Below are 20,150 nucleotides of genomic sequence, written 5' to 3' on the forward strand. Positions count from 1 at the left end.
GGGTGTAGATGGATCTCGGGGAAACCACGCCCGTCCTTCGTGCGTACGACCAGAGACGCAGTCCGTTAGCGGATCGTTCCCGCCCCGCATGGGGTTCATGCCCACCACCCCGTACCCTTGGGTTTTGTGTTCCGTAGCCGTTCGAAGGACGAGAAGGCCCCCACCGACAAGGTGACGGCGGACCTCTCCACCCAGCAGCCCCGCGACCCCGAGGCCCCCAAGGGCCGCCCGACCCCGAAGCGGAGTGAAGCGCAGACCCAGCGTCGGCGCGCCGCGACGGTGCCGACCGACCGCAAGGAGGCCGCCAAGCGCCAGCGCGAGGCACGCCGCTCCGACCTGGCCCGTCAGCGCGAGGCGCTGGCAAGCGGCGACGAGCGTTATCTGCCGGCCCGCGACAAGGGTCCGGTCCGCCGTTTCGTGCGCGACTTCGTCGACTCGCGGTTCGCGATCGCCGAGTTCTTCCTGCCGATGGCCGTCGTGATCCTCGTGCTGTCGCTGTTCGGCAACGCCAACCGGGCGCTGCAGAACATCTCCCTGCTGCTCTGGCTCGGTGTGATCATCCTGATCGTCATCGACTCGATCGGCATCTGGCTCCGGCTGCGCAAGCAGCTGAACGAGCGCTTCCCGAACGAGCCGAAGCGCGGCGCGATCGCCTACGGTCTGATGCGTACGCTCCAGATGCGCCGACTGCGACTGCCGAAGCCGCAGGTCAAGCGCGGAGAGCGGCCCTGAGCGCCGACAGCTCGGAGCGCGGCGAACCCACTCTCGTCGAGGGCACCCTCGGCGAGGGTGCTTTCGGTGCGGCCACCTCGGAGGCGGGCGGTCCCGTACTGCCCGCCGTCGCGCAGCCGACCGGTCCCGGCGGCCTGCGCGACACCATCCGCCAGGAGATCGTCGCCCGCCAGCTCGACGAGCAGATATCCGGCCGCTACCCCGTCGGGCAGCGGCTGCGCATCCTCGACGCCGGCATGGGGCAGGGCGCGCAGACGCTGCGCCTCGCGCGGGCCGGGCACACCGTGACCGGTCTGGAGGCCGATCCGGAGCTCCTCAAGGCGGCGCGCGAGTCGCTGGCGACGGAGCCCGCCGGAATCCGCGAGCGGGTCCGGATGATCGAGGGCGACGGGCGCGAGACCGGCGTCCACTTCCTGCCCGGCAGCTTCGACGTGGTCCTCTGCCACGGCGTGCTCATGTACGCGGACGAGCCGGACGCGCTGCTCGCGGGCCTGGCCCGGATGCTGGCGCCCGGCGGTCTGCTCTCCCTGGTGGTGCGGAACGCGGAGGCGCTCGCCATGCGGCCGGGCCTCGCCGGGGACTGGTCGGGGGCGCTCACGGCCTTCGACTCCGACGTCTACACCGACGACCACGGCGTGAAGGTGCGGGCCGACCGCCTCGACGCGCTGACGGCGACGCTCGCGGGCATCGCGGCGCCGCTGCACGCCTGGTACGGGGTGCGTGTCTTCACGGACGGCGTCCCCGCCGGCGCGGGCCTTCCTGCTGCCGAGGAGCTGGACCGGCTGCTCGCCGCCGAGGACCGGGCGGGACGCGTGGAACCGTACCGGCGGATCGCCGCGCTCCTGCATCTGTGCGGCGTACGGCGGGCCTAGCGGGCCCGCGAGCCCGGGTGATCGGCAAGACACCCCCTAGCGGGACTTTCCGGACCTGATCCGGGCACCCCGCCCGTTTCCGGTCGTACCGCGTGCCTGCGGGGTGTCGTGGCGAGCCCGGCCTGATCGCCGGGACACCTCCTGGACACCCCGTTTCCGTCGTCCCGCGCGCGTGCGCCCATCAGCCCGCGCGCGCGTCGACGTACCGTCCTCCGGCGTGGCCGGAAGGGAGCGGGGAGACCGCGCTCCCTTCCGGGCGCCGGGGTGTCAGTTCTCGGCGTCGAGGGGCATGGGGCCGTAGATCTTGGTGCCGTCTTCGGAGAGGGTGACCTGGTCGGCGCCGCCGCCGAGGAGGTCACGCCAGTGCTCGCCGATCCAGCTTTCGGCGTCGCCCTGGGTGGTGAACTCCTCGGGGGTCACCACCGGGTCGACCTGTGTGCCGTCGGACTTCTCGAACCGCCACGTCCATGCCATGTCCGCCTCCTGGCGCTCACCGGATGATCGGTTTCCTGCCCGCAGCGTAGCCGGGCGCGCACGCCTCGCGGCGGCGCGGGAGGATCTGAGGGTGGAACTGACTTTGCTCGGCACCGGAGCCCCGCTCGGCCTGCCCCGCCCCGCTTGCCCCTGCGCCGTGTGCGCGCTCTCCCGTGGGACCCGGGCGCGGGCCGCGACGGCGTTGCTGGTCGACGGGGCGTTGCTGCTCGATCTGACCCCGGGGGCCGCACTGGCGGCGGCGCGTTCGGGGCATTCGCTCGTGGGTGTGCGGCAGGTGCTGCTCACGCATCCGCACGACGGTCCCGCGGTGGAGGTGCCGGCGGGGCTGCCGACGGCGGGCCGGGTTCCGGACGGCCGGGAGTTGACGCTGATCAGCGGGCACACGGTGCGGGCGGTGCCGATGGACTCCCCCGGCACGGGGTACGAGGTGACGTCGGCGGACGGCGAGCGGCTGCTGTACCTGCCGCCGGGCGGGGCTCCGGCGGGGCTGTCGGAGGACCACCGGGTGCCGTACGACATGGTGATCGGCGATGTGACGGGCCGCCCGGACGGGCTGGCGCGGCTGCGGGCGACCGGGGCGGTCGGGCCGGCCACCGAGGTGATCGCGGTGCACCTGGACCACGACGTGCCGACGGGGGCCGAGCTCGACCGGCGGCTGGCGGCGGCGGGCGCCCGGACGGTGCCGGACGGGACGACGCTGTACGTGGGCGAGTACCACGAGGTGCCGGACGTGCCGCGGCGGACGCTGGTGACCGGCGGAGCCAGGTCGGGGAAGTCGGTGGAGGCCGAGCGGCGCCTCGAGGCCTTCCCCGAGGTGCTGTACGTGGCGACGAGCGGGTCCCGGGAGGGCGACACGGAGTGGGCGCAGCGGGTGGGCCTGCACCGGGACCGGCGGCCGGGTTCCTGGCGTACCGCCGAGACCTGCGACCTCGTACCGCTGCTCGCCGGGGACGGGCCCGCGCTGCTGATCGACTGCCTGTCGCTGTGGCTGACGGACGCCATGGACCGGGTGGGGGCCTGGGACGACGCGACGTGGGCGGAGAGCGGGCAGGCGGCGCTGCGGGAGCGGACGGCGGAGCTGGTGGCGGCGGTGCGGGCGACGGGCCGCACGGTCGTGGCGGTGACGAACGAGGTGGGCTCGGGCGTGGTGCCGGGCACCGCGGCGGGGCGCCGGTTCCGGGACGAACTGGGCCGCTTGAACGCGGCCTTCGCCGACGAGTGCGAGCAGGTCCTCCTGGTGGTCGCAGGACAGGCGCTGGTGTTGCGCGGGTAGGGTGCGATCACCGATGGCCACCGGCCAGGCCCTAGCTGATTGTCACAAGGCGGAACCCTTGAACCTGGACGACTTCTCCGATCTGATCGAGCGCCCCGACGGCGGGATCCGGCGTGACGCCGAGGAGCGCCGGGAGCGGCTGGCCGTGCCGCCCGGGGCGCTGGGCCGCCTGGACGAGCTGGGCGAGTGGCTGGCGGCGGCGCAGGCGACCGTCAAGGTCCGGGCGATCGAGCAGCCGAGGGTGGTGCTGTTCGCGGGTGACCACGGGGTGGCCTCGCTCGACGTGTCCGGCCGTGCGGCGGGCACCGCGCACGAGCTGGTGCGGGCGGTCCTTGACGGGGCGAGCCCGGTCGCCGTGCTCGCCCGTTCGATGAGCGTGCCGGTGCGGGTCGTGGACGCCGGTCTGGACTGCGAGCCCGAGCTGCTGCCCGCCGACGTGGTGCGCCACCGGGTGCGGCGCGGCAGCGGCCGGATCGACGTGGAGAACGCGCTGACGGTCGAGGAGACCGAGGCGGCGGTCCGGCTCGGCATCGCGATCGCCGACGAGGAGGCGGACTCGGGCACCGATCTGGTGGTGCTCGGTGATCTGAGCGTCGGCGGCTCGACCCCGGCGTCGACGCTGATCGCGGCGCTGTGCGGGACGGACGCCTCGGTGGTGACCGGCCGGGGTGGCGCCGGGATCGACGATCTGGCCTGGATGCGCAAGTGCGCGGCGATCCGGGACGCGCTGCGGCGGGCCAGGCCGGTGCTCGGTGATCAGCTGGAGCTGCTCGCGGCGGTCGGCGGGGCGGACCTGGCGGCGATGACGGGTTTCCTGCTGCAGGCGTCGGTGCGGCGGATGCCGGTGATCCTGGACGGTGTGGTGGGCGCGGCCTGTGCGCTGGTGGCGCAGCGGGCGGCGTTCCGGGCGCCGGACTGGTGGCTGGCGGGCCAGGTGAGCGGGGAGCCGGCGCAGTCGAAGGCACTGGACCGGATGGCGCTCAACCCGCTGCTCGACCATGGCGTCCATGTGGGTGAGGGAACCGGGGCATTGCTCGCACTTCCCCTCGTCCAGGCCGCGGCGGCGCTCGCCGCGGAGCTGCCCGAGCGTCCGGATCCGGCCATGTCGGCCTCGTCCGACTCGTCGGACGACCCGGCCGCTTCGGCCGCGCCGGACGGGGACCTCTGAGGAAGCGGGGACCGAACGACTCCGGGGCGGCGGCGCGCCACGCGCGCGGCCGCCTCCGGCGCATCGGCACGGCAAGCAAGGCCCCATATGATCGCTTTTCATGGGAGAGGTCCGTTTGTCCGCCGAAGCAGCGCCCCGGGGCACCACCGTCCGTTCGCGGCGCAGCGCCGCGTTCGCCGTCTGGTACCTGCGCGTCGTCACGTTCATCAACTTCCTGAGCGCCGTCTGGGTCTCCTTCGGACAGGACCTGCGCCGGCACAACGAGGACAACTACTTCACGCCGTACATGCTCACGGCGGGCTTCGCCTCGGGGGTCTTCACCCTCTTCCTGGCCATCACCATGCGGCGCCGCAAACGGGCCGCCTGGATCCTCAACATGGTGCTCGGCGGCCTCTTCCTGCTGCTCTTCGCGCTCGTGATGGTGTTCCCCGAGATCCGGCAGCACGCCCAGAACTGGATCTCGCTCGGCCTGACCGCCGCCTTCGTCGTGGCACTGCTCCTCGGCCGCAAGGAGTTCTACGCGAAGGGCGACCGCTCCAACCCGCTGCTGGCCGCGGCCGTGGCCGTCGGCGGTCTGCTCGTCACCTCGCTGCTCGCCGCCGTCCTGGTCACCGTCACCAACACGTCCACGGTCCACTCCACCTTCCTGGAGCGCTGGCGGTACGGCGTGATGCGGCTGATCACCCTGGCCGCCGACGACTCGCGCCTGCCCGGGATCTCCACCCCCGGCTGGGTCGACGTCACCATCAACGTGCTGTCCACGCTGCTCCTGTTCGCCGTGCTCTTCGCGGCGTTCCGCTCCCGGCGGGCCACCGACCCGCTGACCGAGCAGGACGAGGACCGGCTGCGGGTCCTGCTCGACAAATACGGCGACCGGGACTCCCTGGGCTACTTCTCGCTGCGCCGCGAGAAGAGCGTCGTGTGGTCGCCGAGCGAGAAGGCGGCCGTCACCTACCGGGTGGTGGGCGGGGTGTCCCTCGCCTCCGGCGACCCGATCGGCGACCCCGAGGCCTGGCCCGGCGCCATCGAACCCTGGCTGGCCGAGGCCCGCGAGCACGGCTGGATCCCGGCGGTCATGGGCGCGAGCGAGGAGGCCGGGGTCATCTACGCCCGGCACGGCCTCGACGCCCTGGAGCTCGGCGACGAGGCGATCGTGGAGACCGACGAGTTCACCCTGGACGGCCGGGCCATGCGGACGGTCCGGCAGGCGTACAACCGGGTCAAGCGGGCCGGTTACGAGGTCGTGATCCGGCGCCACGAGGACATTCCGGCCGACGAGATGGCCGAGCTGCTGCGCAAGGCCGACGACTGGCGGGACGGGGCCACCGAACGGGGCTTCTCGATGGCGCTCGGCCGGCTCGGCGACCCGAGCGACGGCCGCTGCGTGATGCTGGAGTGCACCGACGGACAGGGCGAGCTGCGGGCCGTGCTGTCCTTCGTCCCGTGGGGTCCGAAGGGCCTCTCGCTCGACCTGATGCGGCGTGACCGGGAATCCGAGAACGGCCTGATGGAGTTCATGGTCATCGAACTCCTCCAGCGCGCCGAGGAGATCGGGATCACTCAGGTCTCGCTCAACTTCGCGATGTTCCGCTCCGTCTTCGAACGTGGCTCGAAGCTCGGGGCGGGACCCGTGCTGCGCATGTGGCGTTCACTGCTCAGTTTCTTCTCCCGCTGGTGGCAGATCGAGTCGCTGTACCGCGCCAACGCCAAGTACCGACCCATCTGGGAGCCCCGATTCATGCTCTTCGAGAAGAGTGCCGACCTGCTGCGCATCGGCCTCGCCGCCGGTCGGGCCGAGGGCTTCCTGGAGGCCCCCGTCCTGCCGAAGTGGATGCACCGCAGGCATCTGGAGAGCGGGCGTTGAGCGGGGGCCTCAAGGGATTCGCCCGCCGCGAGTGGGGGCCGCTGTTCACCGCCGTACGGACCGGGCTCGTCACCCGGCGGTGGGGCGCGATGCCGATGACGCTGGCCGCCGTCTGCCTCACCGCCCTGTTCCAGGTCGTGCAGAACCAGGACTGGGGCTACCAGCCGGTCCAGGACATCGGTTCCGTACGGGCCGAGGACCCCCTGTGGTCGGCGCTCCTCCGGACCCCGCTCTCGCTCTTCGTCCCCGCGCTCGACCTGCCCGTGTGGGGCGCCCTCGCCCAGGTGCTGCTGGTGTTCGGGATCGCCGAGATCTGCATCGGGCGGTGGCGGACGCTCGCCGTCGCCTACCTGGCGACGCTGAGCGGCACCCTCTACGCGCGCGTGGGCATCGCGCTCGGCCCCGACAGCCCGTTCGGGCTGCCCGCCACCGACGCGCAGGTCGTCGACACCGGCCCGTCGGCGGCCGTCGTGGGCCTCGCCGTGTACGTCTGCTGGCGGTACGGGGCCCGGTGGACGGGCGGGCTCGTCGTGGTGGCGATGGTGATCGAGGTCGTGGTCAAACCGAACCTGGCGGGCAAGGAGCACCTCGCGGCGATCACCGCCGTCCTCGTCCTGATCGCGGTCCAGGCCTGGCGCGAGCGGCGTCAGGGCGGGGGCGCGCCCCGCCCGGGCACACGCTCCTGGAAGCCGCCGATCACGTCCTGAAAGCGGCGCCGGACCTTGGTCCAGCGCTTGTCGTGCCGGTACGCGCGGATCGCGCCGCGGGCCCTTGACCGGTGGCGGCGGCCGTAGAACCGCCGGGACCACCAGGAGCCGGGGCGGGCCAGGCGGACGGCGCCGACGATCGCGACGAAGGGGATCAGGGTCCCGATCACGGCCATCCGGATCTTCCCCTTCACCAGGGTGACCAGGACGAGGAGGAAGTTCAGCACCAGGGTGAGGATGAAGGTGAGGCGGTCCTGGCTCTCGTCCGCCGTCATGTCGTTGACGCCGAGCGGCGAGAAGCCGCTGAGCGCGAGCCCCACCAGCGCCGCGGTGAGGACGACCACCTCCACGCTCTTGCGGCCCTCGTCCGACCAGTACACGTCGTCCAGGTGGAGGATCAGCGCGAACTCGTCGAGGACGAGCCCCGCGCCGACACCGAAGACGACGGCGAAGACGGCGGCGCCCACGCCGTGCCGGTCGCTGGCCACCGCGCCGAATCCGCCGACGACGGTGAGGACGACGCCGGGCACGACGTGATGGATGTGGAGTCCTCCGGAGGAGACGTTCCCGAAAGGTCCCTTCCCCGCCCTGATGAGCCGGGTGACGGTGCGGGTGACCAGGAATGTCAGGACGAAGGAGGTCAGAGCGAGCAGCATCGGGACCTTGCCCGGCTCGACGATGTTGCGGGAGAACCAGTGACCCATGCCACCCCGTTCCGATTTGCGCGATATGCGCAATCTACCGTCCGGGAGCGGCGATTACCCTGCCCGGATGGACGGCCTGCGTTTCGCCTTCGGCACCCTCACGGTGTTCCCCGCCCGCATCACCCGCTGGGACCGGGACGCGGCGCGCGCCGGCATGCTCTGCGCACCCGTGGCCGGGCTGGTCGTGGGACTCTCCGCCGCCGCGCTCGGCGGCACGCTCCTGCTGCTCGGGGCGGGCCCGCTGCTCTCGGCCGTCGCCGCCACCGCCGTCCCCGCCGTACTCACCCGCGGCCTCCACCTCGACGGCCTCGCGGACACGGCCGACGGCCTCGGCAGCGCCAAGCCGGCCGAGGACGCGCTGCGCATCATGAAGCAGTCGGACATCGGGCCGTTCGGCGTCATCGCGCTCGTCCTCGTCCTCCTCGCCCAGGTCGCCGCTCTGTTCCGGCTGTACGAGCAGAGCTGGGCGCACGGCACCGTCGCCCTCACGCTCGCCGCCACCGTCGCCCGCCTCGCCCTCACCCACGCCTCCCGCCACGGCGTCCCCGCCGCCCGACCCGAGGGCCTCGGCGCGATCGTCGCGCAGACCGTCCCGGTCCGCTCCTCGACCCTCTCCACCGCCGTCGTCCTCGTCGCCTGCGCCGCGACGGGCCTCCTCTCCTCCCCGTACGACGCCGTCCGCAACGTCCTCGCCGCCGGCGCCGCCCTCTGCGCGGCCGCACTCCTCCTCCGCCGCTGCGTCCGCCGCTTCGGCGGCGTCACGGGCGACGTCTTCGGCGCCGTGGAGGAGACCGCGGCGACGACGGCCCTGGTGGCACTGACCCTGGGGTGAGCCTTCCGCTGCCCGGGGCGCACAACCATCGACGCGGCCGGCGGGTCACATCACCATGGCCAGAGGCCGCCACACCCGTACCGCCGCCGTGCTCGCCACGGCGATCCTGCTCCTGAGCGCCTGCGGCGGGGCGGTGACTCCCCCGACGCCAAGCCCGCGTCCGCCGCGACGGGGCATCCGGTCTTCGACCAGAAGCTGGACCGCCAGCTGTTCCTGGCGGCGCGCCGGACGCAGAAGGCGGGGAACGCGCGCTTCGTCCAGACCCTCGTCTTCGGTTCGAAGAAGGAGGCCGTGCGTACCGGGCGACCATGCCCTTCGAGGTGCTGCGGGCCATGTTCCCCTCCGACCTGGGCGAGGAGCTGACCGTCGACGAGTCCACGGGCCACGCGCAGGAGGGGGTGCCGCTGACCGTCACGGTGGACCGGGAAGGCCGGATCACCCGCGCGACGGCCGATCTCTCCACGCTCCTGCGCAAGGACGGCGCCTTCGCCGGGTTCACGACCCTGACCTCGGACCTCACCCTCACCGGGTACGGCACCTCGGCGCCGGCCATGACCCCGTCCGGGACCGTCCGCACGGCGGCCGGGAACGTCCTGGCCATGCGGGACGTGAAGGATGGCGGCTGCGTCGACTTCGACGCCGGTCAGCGCCTCGCGCACATGGTCGTGAACGTGGACTGCGCCGGGCCGCACGACGCCCGCGTCCTCACTCGGATCGCACCGCGCGAGGGCACTTCGCCGGAGGACACCCAGGAGCGGTCCGACATCGCCTGCGCCTACGCCCACGACGTGCGGAAGCCCGCGTGGCTGCCGAAGGCGACCGACATCTGGGCCTGGTGGACCCCCGTGCCCCAGGGGCAGCCCGGCAAGGACGGGGTGACCTGCTACGTGACCACGAAACGCGGCGACTCGTAGGTCCTGTCGTCGCGGGGCGGGGCGGGGGCTGGAGTGCGGCGACAGGCTTAGCAGGGCTTGCGCCACACTCCGAGTTCGTACTTCTTCTGCATGGAGCTGAGGCCCAGTTTCCGGGCCTGGGGGCAGAACTGGGAGGGCGTCAGTTCGTATTCGACGTGGAAGACGGCCTTGCCGGCGGCGATGAAGGGGGCGAGCCGTCCGCACTCGTCGTACTCGGCGCACTGCTCGTTGACGGCGAAGTCGAAGTCGGCGAGGAGCTGGGGGATCTGGTCGAGGTCGTTCTTGAGGCCGACGGAGAGGCCACGGTCGTGGGCGAGGCGGGCGACGAGACGGTTGTAGCGGAGCTGGTCGGCGGCGGTGAGGGGGAAGCCGGTGGGGTTGCGGTAGCCGTCCATGTTGTCGGGCTCGACGGCGTCGAAGCCCTTGTCGCGGCACATGTCGAGGCGCGCGGCCATGAGGGGTTCGAGGAGGTCGGTGCGGCGGATGTCGAGCCAGCGCTCGCCCTCCCAGCCGTTGCCCTTGCCGAGGAGCGACCGGGGGAACCTCGCCGCGTCCGGCCGGAAGTCCTCCCAGGCGCCTGTGGAGAGGTAGCAGACGACCTTGCGGCCGCGGGCGTGCAGGTCCTTGACGGTGGCAGCGGGGTGGTCGAAGCCGTCGATGTCGTACACGGGGACGTCGACGGTCGGGTCGAGGCGGCCGCTGAGCTGCCACTGCCAGGCGAGGCCGGGCTTGGGCCGCCAGCGGTCCGCGTCCGTCGCCTTCGGGTCGGGGCCGGGGCCCGTCGTGCAGGCGGTGGCGAGCAGGAGCAGCCCCGCGACCAGGGGCAGCAGGCGCCGCGTCGGGCGGGCGGTTCTCATCGGGCGGGCTCCAGGAGGTGCGGAAGGGTGCCCCAGGGGTGGGCGCCGGTGCCGGGGACGGCGCAGTGCACCGGGGTGGCGGGGCGGACGCCGGACGGGGCCGCGTAGACGAGGTGGCAGTAGTGCGGGGCGACAGGGAGGTCGAGCGCGCGGTACGTGTCCCAGGGGCCCTCGAAGGTGACCAGGAGGTCGGCCTGGGCCTCGTAGCCGGGGTCGGGGTGGGCGCCGTGGTTGAAGACGAGGGTGGCGGCTCCGGCGGCCCGCGCCGCGACCGCGATCCGGCGGTAGTGGGCGAGCGCCCCGGGCGCGGTCGCGACCTGGTCGAGGAAGGCCCCGGCGGCGCCGTACCAGTCGCGGTGGCGGAGCAGTTCGGCGACGACCTCGGCGTGCGGGCGGCGGCCGTAGGCGGTGTCCACGTAGCCGAGGACGCGTACGCCGGCGGCCCGCAGGCGCCCGGCCGCGTCGGCGAACGCCGGGTCGGGCGCCTCCCCGGCGCCGCTCGCCGGGTTGAGGACGACGCCGTACAGGGAGGGCGCAGCGTCGACGAGGGCCGCCCAGGCCTCGGGACGCTCGGCCGGGTGCTCGTAGTACGGCACCAGGAGCGAAGGGGTCGTCACGGTCCCCCCTACACGCGGTGGACGGTCGGTCGTACCAGCAGGACACAGCTCAGCACGGCCAGCAGCGCCGCCGCTCCCCCGGCCGCCGCGGGTCCCGCGGCCGGCAGCGCGGTCTGGGCCGCCGCCGCGAGCAGGCAGACGGCGGCCGCGCTGAGCACCGCGCCGAAGGCCTGGAGCAGCAGGCCCAGCCAGAGCACGCTGCCGATCAGGAGCAGGGTGGCCAGGCGCGGGAGCGTCGGCCAGGGCGCGTCCGGCCAGACGAGGGTGGCGGTGAGGGTGAGGGCGAGCAGGACGGTGAGGTAGCCGCCGAGGCAGAGGACGAGGGTGCCGGTGACCGCCCGGCGGAACTCCCGGGCCGTGGTGAGGGTCCGCAGCCGGGCGAGGCTCTCGTCCCTGAACCGGTACAGCAGCCACTCGGCGGGGCCCATCGACAGGGTGAGCGCGATGACCGCCCCCGCCCCACCGACCAGCGTGTCGCCCGCGCCCGCCCTCAGGACGAGGAGCCCGCTGCCGAGGCCGAACAGGCCGTACGGCAGGGAGACCGCCGGCGGTGGCCCGCCGCGGCCCGGCGCGCCCCGCCGCACGCCGGGCCGGAGCACGAGCGCGGCGCAGGCCGCGGACGCGGCCAGCGAGGCGAGGAGCAGTCCGGCCCGCAGCGCGTCGGGCAGGTCCCAGTGGAACGCCGGGACCGCCCCGGCCAGCGGTGACAGGGCGCAGAGCAGGGCCCGTTCGCGGCCGAGGACCAGGAGGACGGTCGCGGCGGCGAGGTACAGCGACTGGCCGGCCGCGAACACGGCGGCCGGGGTCTCGCCGGGCCCGGCGACCGCGAGGGCGGCGGCCGTCCCGGCGAGCGCGCCCGCCGGTGCGCCGACGAGCAGCGCGCGGGCGGCGGCCGGCCGGTCGCCGAGGCCCAGCCAGGTGTACGCCCGGTGGGACAAGGCCTGGTTCCACACCCAGCCGGTGACGGCCCCGGCGAGGAGCGGGAGCGCCCCGGCGGGAAGACCTGACCGGCCCTGCTCTCCGGCCAGGAGTGGCGCGGCGAGGACGTACGCCAGGCCGGGCAGCGCGAAGACGAGCCCGCGCAGCAGGCAGCCCGCGAGCTCCGAGTGCCAGGGTCCGCCCCGCCGCGCGGCCGGCTCCGGGTGGCGCCGCTCCACGCGCGCGTAGAGGTCCTCGGCGAGTGCGAAGGAGTCGGCGCGGCCGTAGGTGAGGCGGATGTGGTCGTCGGTCATGCCGTCGGACTCGAGGATCGCGGCGATCTCGTCCGGGTGGACGGCGACGGCGACGAAGCCGTCGAGTCGCTCGGCGAGTTCGTCGAGGGGGTCCCCTGCGAGCTCGTCGAGCGGGTCCTCGGCGGGCTCGTCCGCGGGCGGGGCGTCGGGCGCGGGCGGCGCCGCGGGTGCGGGCGGGTGGGGGTGGGCGGCGCGTTCCGCGGGCCGCGGCGCGGCGCGTGCCGCCGGGTTCTCGCGGCGGGGGCGGGGGATCGCGGGGAGCGGGGTCGTGGTCGCCGGGGGTTTCAGCCAGAGGGAGCCGCTCATGCCGGGGTGCCTCCTGGGACGAGGGCCGCGGGGGCACGGCGCGGGGCGGGGATGCTGAGGCGGAGGGGCGCGGGGGTGACGGGCGGCGCCGGGCACGGCGGGCGGGCGCCCGCCAGTTCGCGGTAGATCTGGCGGAAGCCGTCCACCGAGCGGTTGAGGGTGAAGCGGTCGATGACGCGCCGGCGTGCCAGGCGGCCGAGTTCGGCGCGCCGGGCTCCGTCCCGCAGGAGTTCGGTGACGGCGGCGGCCATGACGGCCGGTTCGCGGGGCGGGACGACGATCCCGGTGTCGCCGACGGCCTCCCGTACGCCTCCGACGTCCGTGGAGACGGTGGCGCGGCCGCAGGACATGGCCTCGATGAGGGAGAAGGGGAAGCCCTCGCTGATGGAGGAGAGCATGACGACGCTGCCCGCGGCGTAGGCGGAGGGCACGTCGGAGACGCGGCCCTCGAAGGTCACCCCGTCGGTGACGCCCAGTTCGGCGGCGAGCTTCTCCAGGCGGGTGCGGTAGTCCTCGTTGCCGGCCGGGACCGGGCCGAACAACCGGAGCCGCAGCTCGGGGAGTTCGGCGCGGCAGATCGCGTACGCCCGGACCAGGGTCTCCAGGTCCTTGATGGGGTCGACGCGTCCGCACCAGCTGAGCGTGGGGGTCTCGGGTTCGGGTCCGGCCTCGGGGAAGAGGGCGGGGTCGACGCCGTTGTAGACGGTGCGGATGCGCTCGGCGGGGGCGCCGCCGCGCTCCTCCCAGCGCCGGTTGTACTGGTTGCAGGGGGTGATGAGGTCGGCCTTGACGTATCCGAGGGTGTTGAGCTCGCGGTAGAAGCCGAGCATGAGGGCCTTGACGGGCCAGCGCTGCGCTTCGGTGCGGTAGCCGAGGTAGCGCTCGCGGAGGTAGATGCCGTGTTCGGTGAGCAGGAAGGGCACCCCTTCGAAGTGCTGCGCGGCGAGTGCGGGCAGCGTGGCGAGACCGCTGGAGACGGCGTGAGCGACGCTGCCGTCGGCTATCCGGGCGGCGAGCGGCCGCAGGGCGTGTTCCAGCAGGTCGGTGGCGGTGAGTGCGTCGTGGACGGTGGGCCGGGCCGCGCGCGTCGGCAGGTGCGGCATGGTCCAGATCCACATGAGGGAGCGGAGGGCCGGCTCGGAGCGGAGCGCGGCGGTCAGCCGTCCCTGCCGGGCGAGGGCGGCCAGTTCGTAGAGGCTCGCGCCGAAGTCGCGGCCCGCGTCGGGGTCGAGGAGGGCGAGCAGGAGTCCTTCGTAGGCGTCGAGGAACCGGCGGCGTTCGCGCCCCCGCAGGGGCCGGTTCGCTCCGGTGAACAAGCCGGAGGCGGCCGGTCCCTGCGGGAGTCCCCAGAGGGGGTACGCGGTGTGCCGGGTGACGTTGGCCGGCAGCTCCCAGGTGACGGGTTCGCGGCCGCTGCCGGTGAGGGCGAGGATCTCGAAGTCGACCTCGGGCATGCCGCGGACGAGCTGGTCGCACCAGGTGCTGACGCCTCCGTGGACGTGCGGATAGGTGCCTTCGGTGAGCATGGTGACATGGCGGCCACGGCTCGGCATGTGCGGTTCCCCCCAGAACGTGCTGGTCAGGCGGTCGGGAGCGTGAGTGTGACGGTGCTCTGGAGCAGTTCGGGCGTGGTCCAGGCGGAGCGGGTGCCGGCGTAGGGCGAGCCGAAGGCGGCGGTGCCGAGCAGGAGCCGCTTGCGGGTGCCCTCGGGGGCGGTGACGGGCGCGGTGACGCCGGAGGGGGCCTTGATGGTGACCGTGGTGCCGATGCGGTAGGCGGTGACCTTGCCGGCGGCGAGGGCCTGGTCCCACGCGGTGCGGCGGCTCAGCTCGGTGCCGACGTCCCGCTGGGCCGGGTTCACCAGCGGCGCGTTGGGCGCGAACAGGGCCCGGTAGTCGGCGAGTACGCGGTCGAGGACGGGGTAGAGGAGCCGTTCCTCGGCGAGGTTGGACTGGTGCACGTAGTGCGGGCGGGGGTCGTTGCCCAGGACGTGGGAGAGCGCGGTGCGGGCCTCCTGCGGGACGATCCGCTCGGCGTAGCCGGTGGCGGTGTCGAGGGGGGCGGGCAGGCAGGTGGAGGCCGGGTTGGACTCGCAGATGCCGCTGCCGCCGTGGGCGCGGGAGGTGTAGATCCAGTTGTACTCGTCGGTCATCTCGGCGGCGGTGCCCACGTTGTAGTACACGTTCATGGGGTGGCGGGGCACGGTCCTCGCGGCGCCGGATGCGGTGCCGACCGCGCGCTGCTGCGGTTCGCGGGAGTTGTCGCTGCCGGTCCACTTGACGCCGTTGTCCGCGAGGGCGCCGGCGAGGTTGGGGTTGTCGACGGGCTGCTGGGGCAAGGTCCTCAGACCGGAGTGCTCGCCGGTGACGAGCTCGCTGCGGTCGACGGAGATGCCTTTGCCGACGGCCCAGTTGTGGTTGTCGCGGATCTGGGCGGAGAGTTCGGAGCGGCCGACCCAGAGGGTGTTCCCGGTGGTGTCCTTGGCGCACTGCCAGGGGACGACGGTGTTGTCCTGGACGCATCCGAGGAAGGGGTGGGTGTAGGTGTGATTGATCCACCGGTACTGGGCGCGGTCGGCCACCAGCCGGTCGGTGAGCGGGTCGGTGCCGCCGTGTTCGGTCTTCCACTGCTCGCCCTGGCCGCCGTTGTAGACCATGTCGAGGGTGAAGCCGGAGGATTTCTGCCAGGCGGCGGCGTACTGCGCGTCGGCGACGGTCATGCGGATCGGGTTGACGCCCTCGCCGTCGTCGCCGACGCAGTCGAAGTCGCCGGGGGTGCAGTCGAGGGCGGCGTCCCAGCGGGCGTCGGGGGCGAAGACGTCGTCGACGTGGACGGAGAGGTAGTTGCGGCTCTGTCCGAGGTGGATGCCCTGGGTGAGCCATTCGACGATGCCGCGGGCGAGGGTCCGGAACTGCCGCTGGTACTGGTTGTAGGCGAAGGTGACGACGAGCTCGCGGCGTCCGTCGGCGGCGTACTCGCCGATGAGGCTGGCCCGGCCGCCGCCGGAGACGGGGATGTCGAGGTAGCTGGTGTAGCCGGCCCGGGGGCGGCCGGCGTAGCCGTAACTCTCGTCGATCGCGGGGTCGTTGTCCTCGAAGGCGAGCGACCCGGCGAGGTAGCGGAAGGGGCCGGCCCGTCCGGCGGCGGTGACGCCGGCCGTGGTCCCGTCGAGGACGCCGGACCAACCGCCCTGGTCGGTGTAGTCGAGGCCGACGCCGGGGTGCGACCAGGTGTAGGCGTCGACCTGCGGGATCCCGTAGGTCCGCTCGTACGCCTGGAGGGCGGTCTGCTCGGCGGAGCCGGAGCCGAAGGCGCTCTCGTGGGGCAGGACCACGCCCTGGTACTTGGCGCGGGGGCGGCCGTCGACCGTGTCGCTGAGGAAGGCCGCGTCGACGACCGGCCGGTTCGGGTCGCCGAGGTCGATCGTGCGGTACGGGACGCCGGAGCCCTTCAGCTCGGCGGTGATCGCCTCGACCGCGCTGCCGCCGTCGTCGACGACGAGGACGGTGAGGTCCACCCTGGGCACGGGTGCGGCGACCGCCTGCGCGGACGGCACGACGGTGGCGAGCAGCGCGGCCGCGGCGAGGACCGCGAGCCGGGCGCCGCGGGGAGCGCCGGTACGGGGTGCGGGGCGGGCGCCGTGCGACGTGCGGGGCGCGGTTCTGGGCGTGCGGATTCGGCCGGAGTCCATCGGGTGTGTCCCCCCTCGAACAGGTCCGCCCGGGCCGTCGCGGGATCGGGGGGACCTGTGGAGATGATGCAGATGGTGCAAAGGCGAGAGAGTCGTCCTTGCGTGAATGAGGCGAGTGTGGAGCAGCTCTCCGGGCCTGGAAGGTAAACATGAAAGAGACACCACGGATGAGTGAATCACCGCCGCCGTGAGCGAACCGAATGAGCGAGCGTAGGCTCGTTCTCGGCCCTCTTCGGGCCGAAATACGATGAGGCGGGCACGGTCGGCCCATCCCTCGACCACCACGAACTGAACGAAAGCGAGATTTCACCACCGTGACTGCTCTCACTCTCAGCACCGCCGGCGCGGCGACGCTGCGTGCCGACGTCCTCGTCGTCGGCGTCGCGAAGTCCGGCAAGACGCTCGTCGTCGCCCCGGGCGCCGAGGCCGTCGACAAGGCCTTCGACGGCCGCCTCGCCGCCGTCCTGGAGACCCTGGGCGCCTCGGGTGCCGAGGGTGAGGCGACGAAGCTCCCCGCCCCCGCCGGTGTGAAGGCCCCGGTCGTCCTGGCCGTCGGCCTCGGCACCGCCCCCGAGGACGGCGAGTCGTACGGCTCGGAGATCCTGCGCCGCGCCGCCGGTACCGCCGCCCGCGGCCTGACCGGCGTGAAGAAGGCCGCGTTCGCCCTGCCGATCGCCGCCGCCGACGACGCCGCCGCCATCGCCGAGGGCGCGCTGCTCGGCGCGTACGTCTACACCGCGTACCAGGACAGCGCCGACGCGAAGAAGCCGCTGGCCGAGGTCGCCCTGCTCGGTGCCAAGCCCCGCGACAAGGCCTTCAAGGCCGCCGCGGAGCGCGCCCTGGCCGTCGCCGAGGAGATGAACCGCGCCCGCGACCTGGTCAACATGCCGCCCAACGAGCTGACCCCGGCCGCGTTCGCCGCCGCCGCCCAGGCCGCCGGCAAGGAGCACGGCCTCAAGGTCCAGGTCCTCGACGAGAAGGCACTCGCCAAGGGCGGCTACGGCGGCATCCTGGGCGTGGGCAACGGCTCCGTGAACCCGCCGCGCCTGGTCCGCGTCGCCTACACCCACCCGAAGGCGGAGCGGACCCTCGCCCTGGTCGGCAAGGGCATCACCTACGACTCGGGCGGCATCTCCCTGAAGCCGGCCGGCCACAACGAGACGATGAAGTGCGACATGGCCGGCGCCGCCGCCGTCCTGTCCACCGTCGTCGCCGCGGCCCGCATCGGCCTCGAGGTCAACGTCACCGGCTGGCTGGCGCTCGCCGAGAACATGCCCTCCGGCTCCGCCACCCGCCCGGGTGACGTGCTGAACATGTACAGCGGCAAGACCGTCGAGGTCCTGAACACCGACGCCGAGGGCCGCCTCGTCCTCGCCGACGCGCTGACGAAGGCCTCCGAGGAGCACCCGGACGCGATCGTCGACGTGGCGACCCTGACCGGCGCGATGGTCCTCGCCCTGGGCGACCGCACCTTCGGCATCATGGCGAACGACGACGACTACCGGACCGCGATCCACGAGATCGCCGAGGAGGTCGGCGAGCAGTCCTGGCCGATGCCGCTCCCCGCGGACCTGCGCAAGACGATGGACTCCCCCACCGCGGACATGGCCAACATGGGCGTCCGGATGGGCGGCGGCCTGGTCGCCGGCCTGTTCCTCCAGGAGTTCGTGGGCGAGGGCATCACCTGGGCCCACCTGGACATCGCGGGCCCGGCCTTCCACGAGGGCGCCCCGTACGGCTACACCCCCAAGGGCGGCACCGGCTCCTCGGTCCGCACCCTGGTGAAGCTGGCCGAGCGCACGGCGGCCGGCGAGCTCTGAGCTCCCCCGTGACAGGTACGGCCCCGGGCTCCGCGTCCGGGGCCGTACCCGTTGCCGACTGTTCGCTCGCGACGAAATCCGTAGGTTCGTACGCCGCGCCGACCCCGCCGTACGGACGATCGGCCGTCTCAGAGCACGGCCCCGCGTCCCGCCATCCGTCAACAAGTGCGAAGATGGGTTCTCGGCAGGACAGGGCCCCCACCACAGGGCCGAAATAAAGCGGCCGAACACCAGCCGCCGCCCGGTCATCGAAGACCGGCGACGAGCGCACATGCATGGAGGACGTGACGTGGCGAACGACGCCAGCACCGTTTTCGACCTAGTGATCCTCGGCGGCGGTAGCGGCGGTTACGCCGCGGCCCTGCGCGGAGCGCAGCTGGGCCTGGACGTCGCACTGATCGAGAAGAACAAGCTCGGCGGCACCTGCCTGCACAACGGCTGCATCCCGACGAAGGCCCTGCTCCACGCCGGCGAGGTCGCCGACCAGGCGCGCGAGGCGGAGCAGTTCGGTGTCAAGGCCTCTTTCGAGGGCATCGACATCAAGGGCGTGCACAAGTACAAGGACGACGTGATCTCGGGCCTGTACAAGGGTCTGCAGGGTCTCGTCGCCTCCCGCAAGGTGACCTACATCGAGGGCACGGGCCGCCTGTCCTCCCCGACCTCCGTCGACGTCGACGGTCGTCGCGTCGAGGGCCGTCACGTCCTCCTGGCCACCGGCTCCGTGCCGAAGTCGCTCCCCGGCCTGGAGATCGACGGCAACCGGATCATCTCCTCGGACCACGCGCTGACCCTGGACCGGGTCCCGGAGTCCGCGATCATCCTGGGCGGCGGCGTCATCGGCGTCGAGTTCGCCTCGGCGTGGAAGTCCTTCGGCACCGACGTCACCGTCATCGAGGGCCTGAAGCACCTCGTCCCGGTCGAGGACGAGAACAGCTCGAAGCTGCTCGAGCGCGCGTTCCGCAAGCGCGGCATCAAGTTCAACCTCGGCACCTTCTTCCAGTCCGCCGAGTACACCGACAGCGGCGTCAAGGTCACCCTGGCCGACGGCAAGACCTTCGAGGCCGAGGTCCTCCTGGTCGCCATCGGCCGCGGCCCGGTCTCCGCCGGTCTCGGTTACGAGGAGCAGGGCGTCGCGATGGACCGCGGCTACGTCCTGGTCGACGAGTACATGCGCACCAACGTGCCGACGATCTCGGCCGTGGGCGACCTCGTCCCGACGCTCCAGCTCGCGCACGTCGGCTTCGCCGAGGGCATCCTCGTCGCGGAGCGCCTGGCCGGCCTGAAGGCCGTCCCGATCGACTACGACGGCGTGCCCCGGGTGACGTACTGCCACCCCGAGGTCGCCTCCGTCGGCATCACCGAGGCGAAGGCCAAGGAGATCTACGGCGCGGACAAGGTCGTCGCCCTGAAGTACAACCTCGCGGGCAACGGCAAGAGCAAGATCCTCAAGACCGCGGGCGAGATCAAGCTCGTCCAGGTCAAGGACGGTGCCGTGGTCGGCGTCCACATGGTCGGTGACCGCATGGGCGAGCAGGTCGGCGAAGCACAGCTGATCTACAACTGGGAGGCGCTGCCGGCCGAGGTCGCGCAGCTCATCCACGCCCACCCGACCCAGAACGAGGCGCTCGGCGAGGCCCACCTGGCCCTGGCGGGCAAGCCGCTGCACTCCCACGACTGACGCTCACGTCATCACAGGGCGCGACGACCACTTTCCGCAATTCGTTAGGAGCAACTGAAACCATGTCGGTTTCCGTAACCCTGCCGGCGCTCGGCGAGAGCGTCACCGAGGGCACCGTCACCCGCTGGCTCAAGGCCGAGGGTGAGCGTGTCGAGGCCGACGAGCCGCTGCTCGAGGTCTCGACCGACAAGGTCGACACCGAGATCCCCGCCCCCGCCTCGGGCATCCTGGCCTCCATCAAGGTCGCCGAGGACGAGACGGTCGAGGTCGGCGCCGAGCTGGCCATCATCGACGACGGCTCGGGCGCCTCCGCCCCGGCCGCCGCCCCCGCCGCCGAGGCCGCTCCGGCCCCGGCCGCCGCCCCGGCCCCCGTGGCCGAGGCACCGGC

At 73.1% G+C, this 20,150-nt stretch carries 18 protein-coding genes; 11 read left to right on the plus strand and 7 right to left on the minus strand.

Annotated elements, in window-relative coordinates:
- Window positions 1-126: 126 nt before the first annotated feature.
- Window positions 127-732 (plus strand): DUF3043 domain-containing protein, encoded by a 606-nt coding sequence (locus MRBLMG1_RS30485; protein ID WP_367827384.1) that lies wholly within the window; start codon window positions 127-129, stop codon window positions 730-732.
- A 134-nt stretch (window positions 733-866) separates the two neighbouring features.
- Window positions 867-1,604, plus strand: a complete 738-nt coding sequence (locus MRBLMG1_RS30490) for a class I SAM-dependent methyltransferase (protein ID WP_402462831.1) — start codon at window positions 867-869, stop codon at window positions 1,602-1,604.
- Between the two features lie 267 nt (window positions 1,605-1,871).
- Here MRBLMG1_RS30490 and MRBLMG1_RS30495 read toward each other — a convergent pair whose 3' ends face one another.
- Window positions 1,872-2,078, minus strand: coding sequence for a hypothetical protein (locus MRBLMG1_RS30495; protein WP_367827385.1), 207 nt, complete (start codon window positions 2,076-2,078; stop codon window positions 1,872-1,874).
- Between the two features lie 91 nt (window positions 2,079-2,169).
- Here MRBLMG1_RS30495 and MRBLMG1_RS30500 point away from each other — a divergent pair, with 91 nt between their 5' ends.
- The 4 genes from MRBLMG1_RS30500 (at window position 2,170) to MRBLMG1_RS30515 (ending at window position 7,111) form a co-directional block, all read left to right on the plus strand.
- Window positions 2,170-3,372, plus strand: coding sequence for a bifunctional adenosylcobinamide kinase/adenosylcobinamide-phosphate guanylyltransferase (locus MRBLMG1_RS30500; RefSeq protein WP_367827386.1), 1,203 nt, complete (start codon window positions 2,170-2,172; stop codon window positions 3,370-3,372).
- A 58-nt stretch (window positions 3,373-3,430) separates the two neighbouring features.
- Entirely contained in the window at window positions 3,431-4,540 is a 1,110-nt protein-coding gene (cobT, locus tag MRBLMG1_RS30505) for a nicotinate-nucleotide--dimethylbenzimidazole phosphoribosyltransferase (protein ID WP_367827387.1), read from the plus strand.
- A gap of 100 nt (window positions 4,541-4,640) precedes the next feature.
- On the plus strand, window positions 4,641-6,404 hold the full coding sequence (locus tag MRBLMG1_RS30510; RefSeq protein WP_367827388.1) for a phosphatidylglycerol lysyltransferase domain-containing protein: 1,764 nt from the start codon (window positions 4,641-4,643) through the stop codon (window positions 6,402-6,404).
- Window positions 6,401-7,111, plus strand: a complete 711-nt coding sequence (locus tag MRBLMG1_RS30515; protein WP_367827389.1) for a hypothetical protein — start codon at window positions 6,401-6,403, stop codon at window positions 7,109-7,111. Before MRBLMG1_RS30510 ends, MRBLMG1_RS30515 begins: the two co-directional genes overlap by 4 nt.
- Here MRBLMG1_RS30515 and MRBLMG1_RS30520 read toward each other — a convergent pair.
- Window positions 7,051-7,815 carry a hypothetical protein gene (locus MRBLMG1_RS30520; protein WP_367827390.1) on the minus strand — a complete coding sequence of 255 codons (765 nt, stop codon included), beginning with the start codon at window positions 7,813-7,815 and terminating at the stop codon, window positions 7,051-7,053. The genes MRBLMG1_RS30515 and MRBLMG1_RS30520 overlap by 61 nt on opposite strands.
- A gap of 67 nt (window positions 7,816-7,882) precedes the next feature.
- Between MRBLMG1_RS30520 and MRBLMG1_RS30525 the strand changes: the two genes are divergently transcribed.
- A complete protein-coding gene (locus tag MRBLMG1_RS30525; RefSeq protein ID WP_367827391.1) occupies window positions 7,883-8,647 on the plus strand; it encodes an adenosylcobinamide-GDP ribazoletransferase in 765 nt (254 codons plus the stop codon).
- A gap of 308 nt (window positions 8,648-8,955) precedes the next feature.
- On the plus strand, window positions 8,956-9,561 hold the full coding sequence (locus MRBLMG1_RS30530) for a hypothetical protein (protein WP_367827392.1): 606 nt from the start codon (window positions 8,956-8,958) through the stop codon (window positions 9,559-9,561).
- 47 nt (window positions 9,562-9,608) lie between these two features.
- On the opposite strand, the gene MRBLMG1_RS30535 is transcribed toward MRBLMG1_RS30530, so the two are convergent.
- The 5 genes from MRBLMG1_RS30535 to MRBLMG1_RS30555 are packed head-to-tail and all read right to left on the minus strand — an operon-like array spanning window position 9,609 to window position 16,264.
- Window positions 9,609-10,418: an endo alpha-1,4 polygalactosaminidase gene (locus MRBLMG1_RS30535; RefSeq protein ID WP_367827393.1), complete on the minus strand. Its 810-nt coding sequence runs from the start codon at window positions 10,416-10,418 to the stop codon at window positions 9,609-9,611.
- Window positions 10,415-11,035, minus strand: coding sequence for a spherulation-specific family 4 protein (locus MRBLMG1_RS30540; protein WP_367827394.1), 621 nt, complete (start codon window positions 11,033-11,035; stop codon window positions 10,415-10,417). The genes MRBLMG1_RS30535 and MRBLMG1_RS30540 overlap by 4 nt, the downstream gene beginning before the upstream one ends.
- A gap of 8 nt (window positions 11,036-11,043) precedes the next feature.
- Window positions 11,044-12,573, minus strand: a complete 1,530-nt coding sequence (locus MRBLMG1_RS30545; RefSeq protein WP_367827395.1) for a hypothetical protein — start codon at window positions 12,571-12,573, stop codon at window positions 11,044-11,046.
- A complete protein-coding gene (gene pelF / locus MRBLMG1_RS30550; protein ID WP_367827396.1) occupies window positions 12,570-14,126 on the minus strand; it encodes a GT4 family glycosyltransferase PelF in 1,557 nt (518 codons plus the stop codon). Before pelF ends, MRBLMG1_RS30545 begins: the two co-directional genes overlap by 4 nt.
- Window positions 14,127-14,152: 26 nt before the next feature.
- The gene (locus tag MRBLMG1_RS30555) at window positions 14,153-16,264 is read right to left on the minus strand and encodes a hypothetical protein (protein ID WP_367827397.1); all 2,112 of its coding nucleotides are present in this window, start codon (window positions 16,262-16,264) and stop codon (window positions 14,153-14,155) included.
- Between the two features lie 314 nt (window positions 16,265-16,578).
- On the opposite strand from MRBLMG1_RS30555, the gene MRBLMG1_RS30560 reads away from it, so the two are divergent.
- The 3 genes from MRBLMG1_RS30560 to MRBLMG1_RS30570 form a co-directional block, all read left to right on the plus strand.
- Window positions 16,579-18,084, plus strand: a complete 1,506-nt coding sequence (locus tag MRBLMG1_RS30560) for a leucyl aminopeptidase (protein ID WP_367827398.1) — start codon at window positions 16,579-16,581, stop codon at window positions 18,082-18,084.
- A 289-nt stretch (window positions 18,085-18,373) separates the two neighbouring features.
- A complete protein-coding gene (lpdA, locus tag MRBLMG1_RS30565; RefSeq protein WP_141296013.1) occupies window positions 18,374-19,762 on the plus strand; it encodes a dihydrolipoyl dehydrogenase in 1,389 nt (462 codons plus the stop codon).
- A 62-nt stretch (window positions 19,763-19,824) separates the two neighbouring features.
- Window positions 19,825-20,150, plus strand: a 326-nt coding sequence (locus tag MRBLMG1_RS30570) for a biotin/lipoyl-containing protein (protein WP_367827399.1), incomplete at its 3' end; no start/stop codon positions are given.

It is taken from the genome of Streptomyces sp. LMG1-1-1.1, assembly GCF_040815545.1.
Lineage (GTDB): Bacteria > Actinomycetota > Actinomycetes > Streptomycetales > Streptomycetaceae > Streptomyces.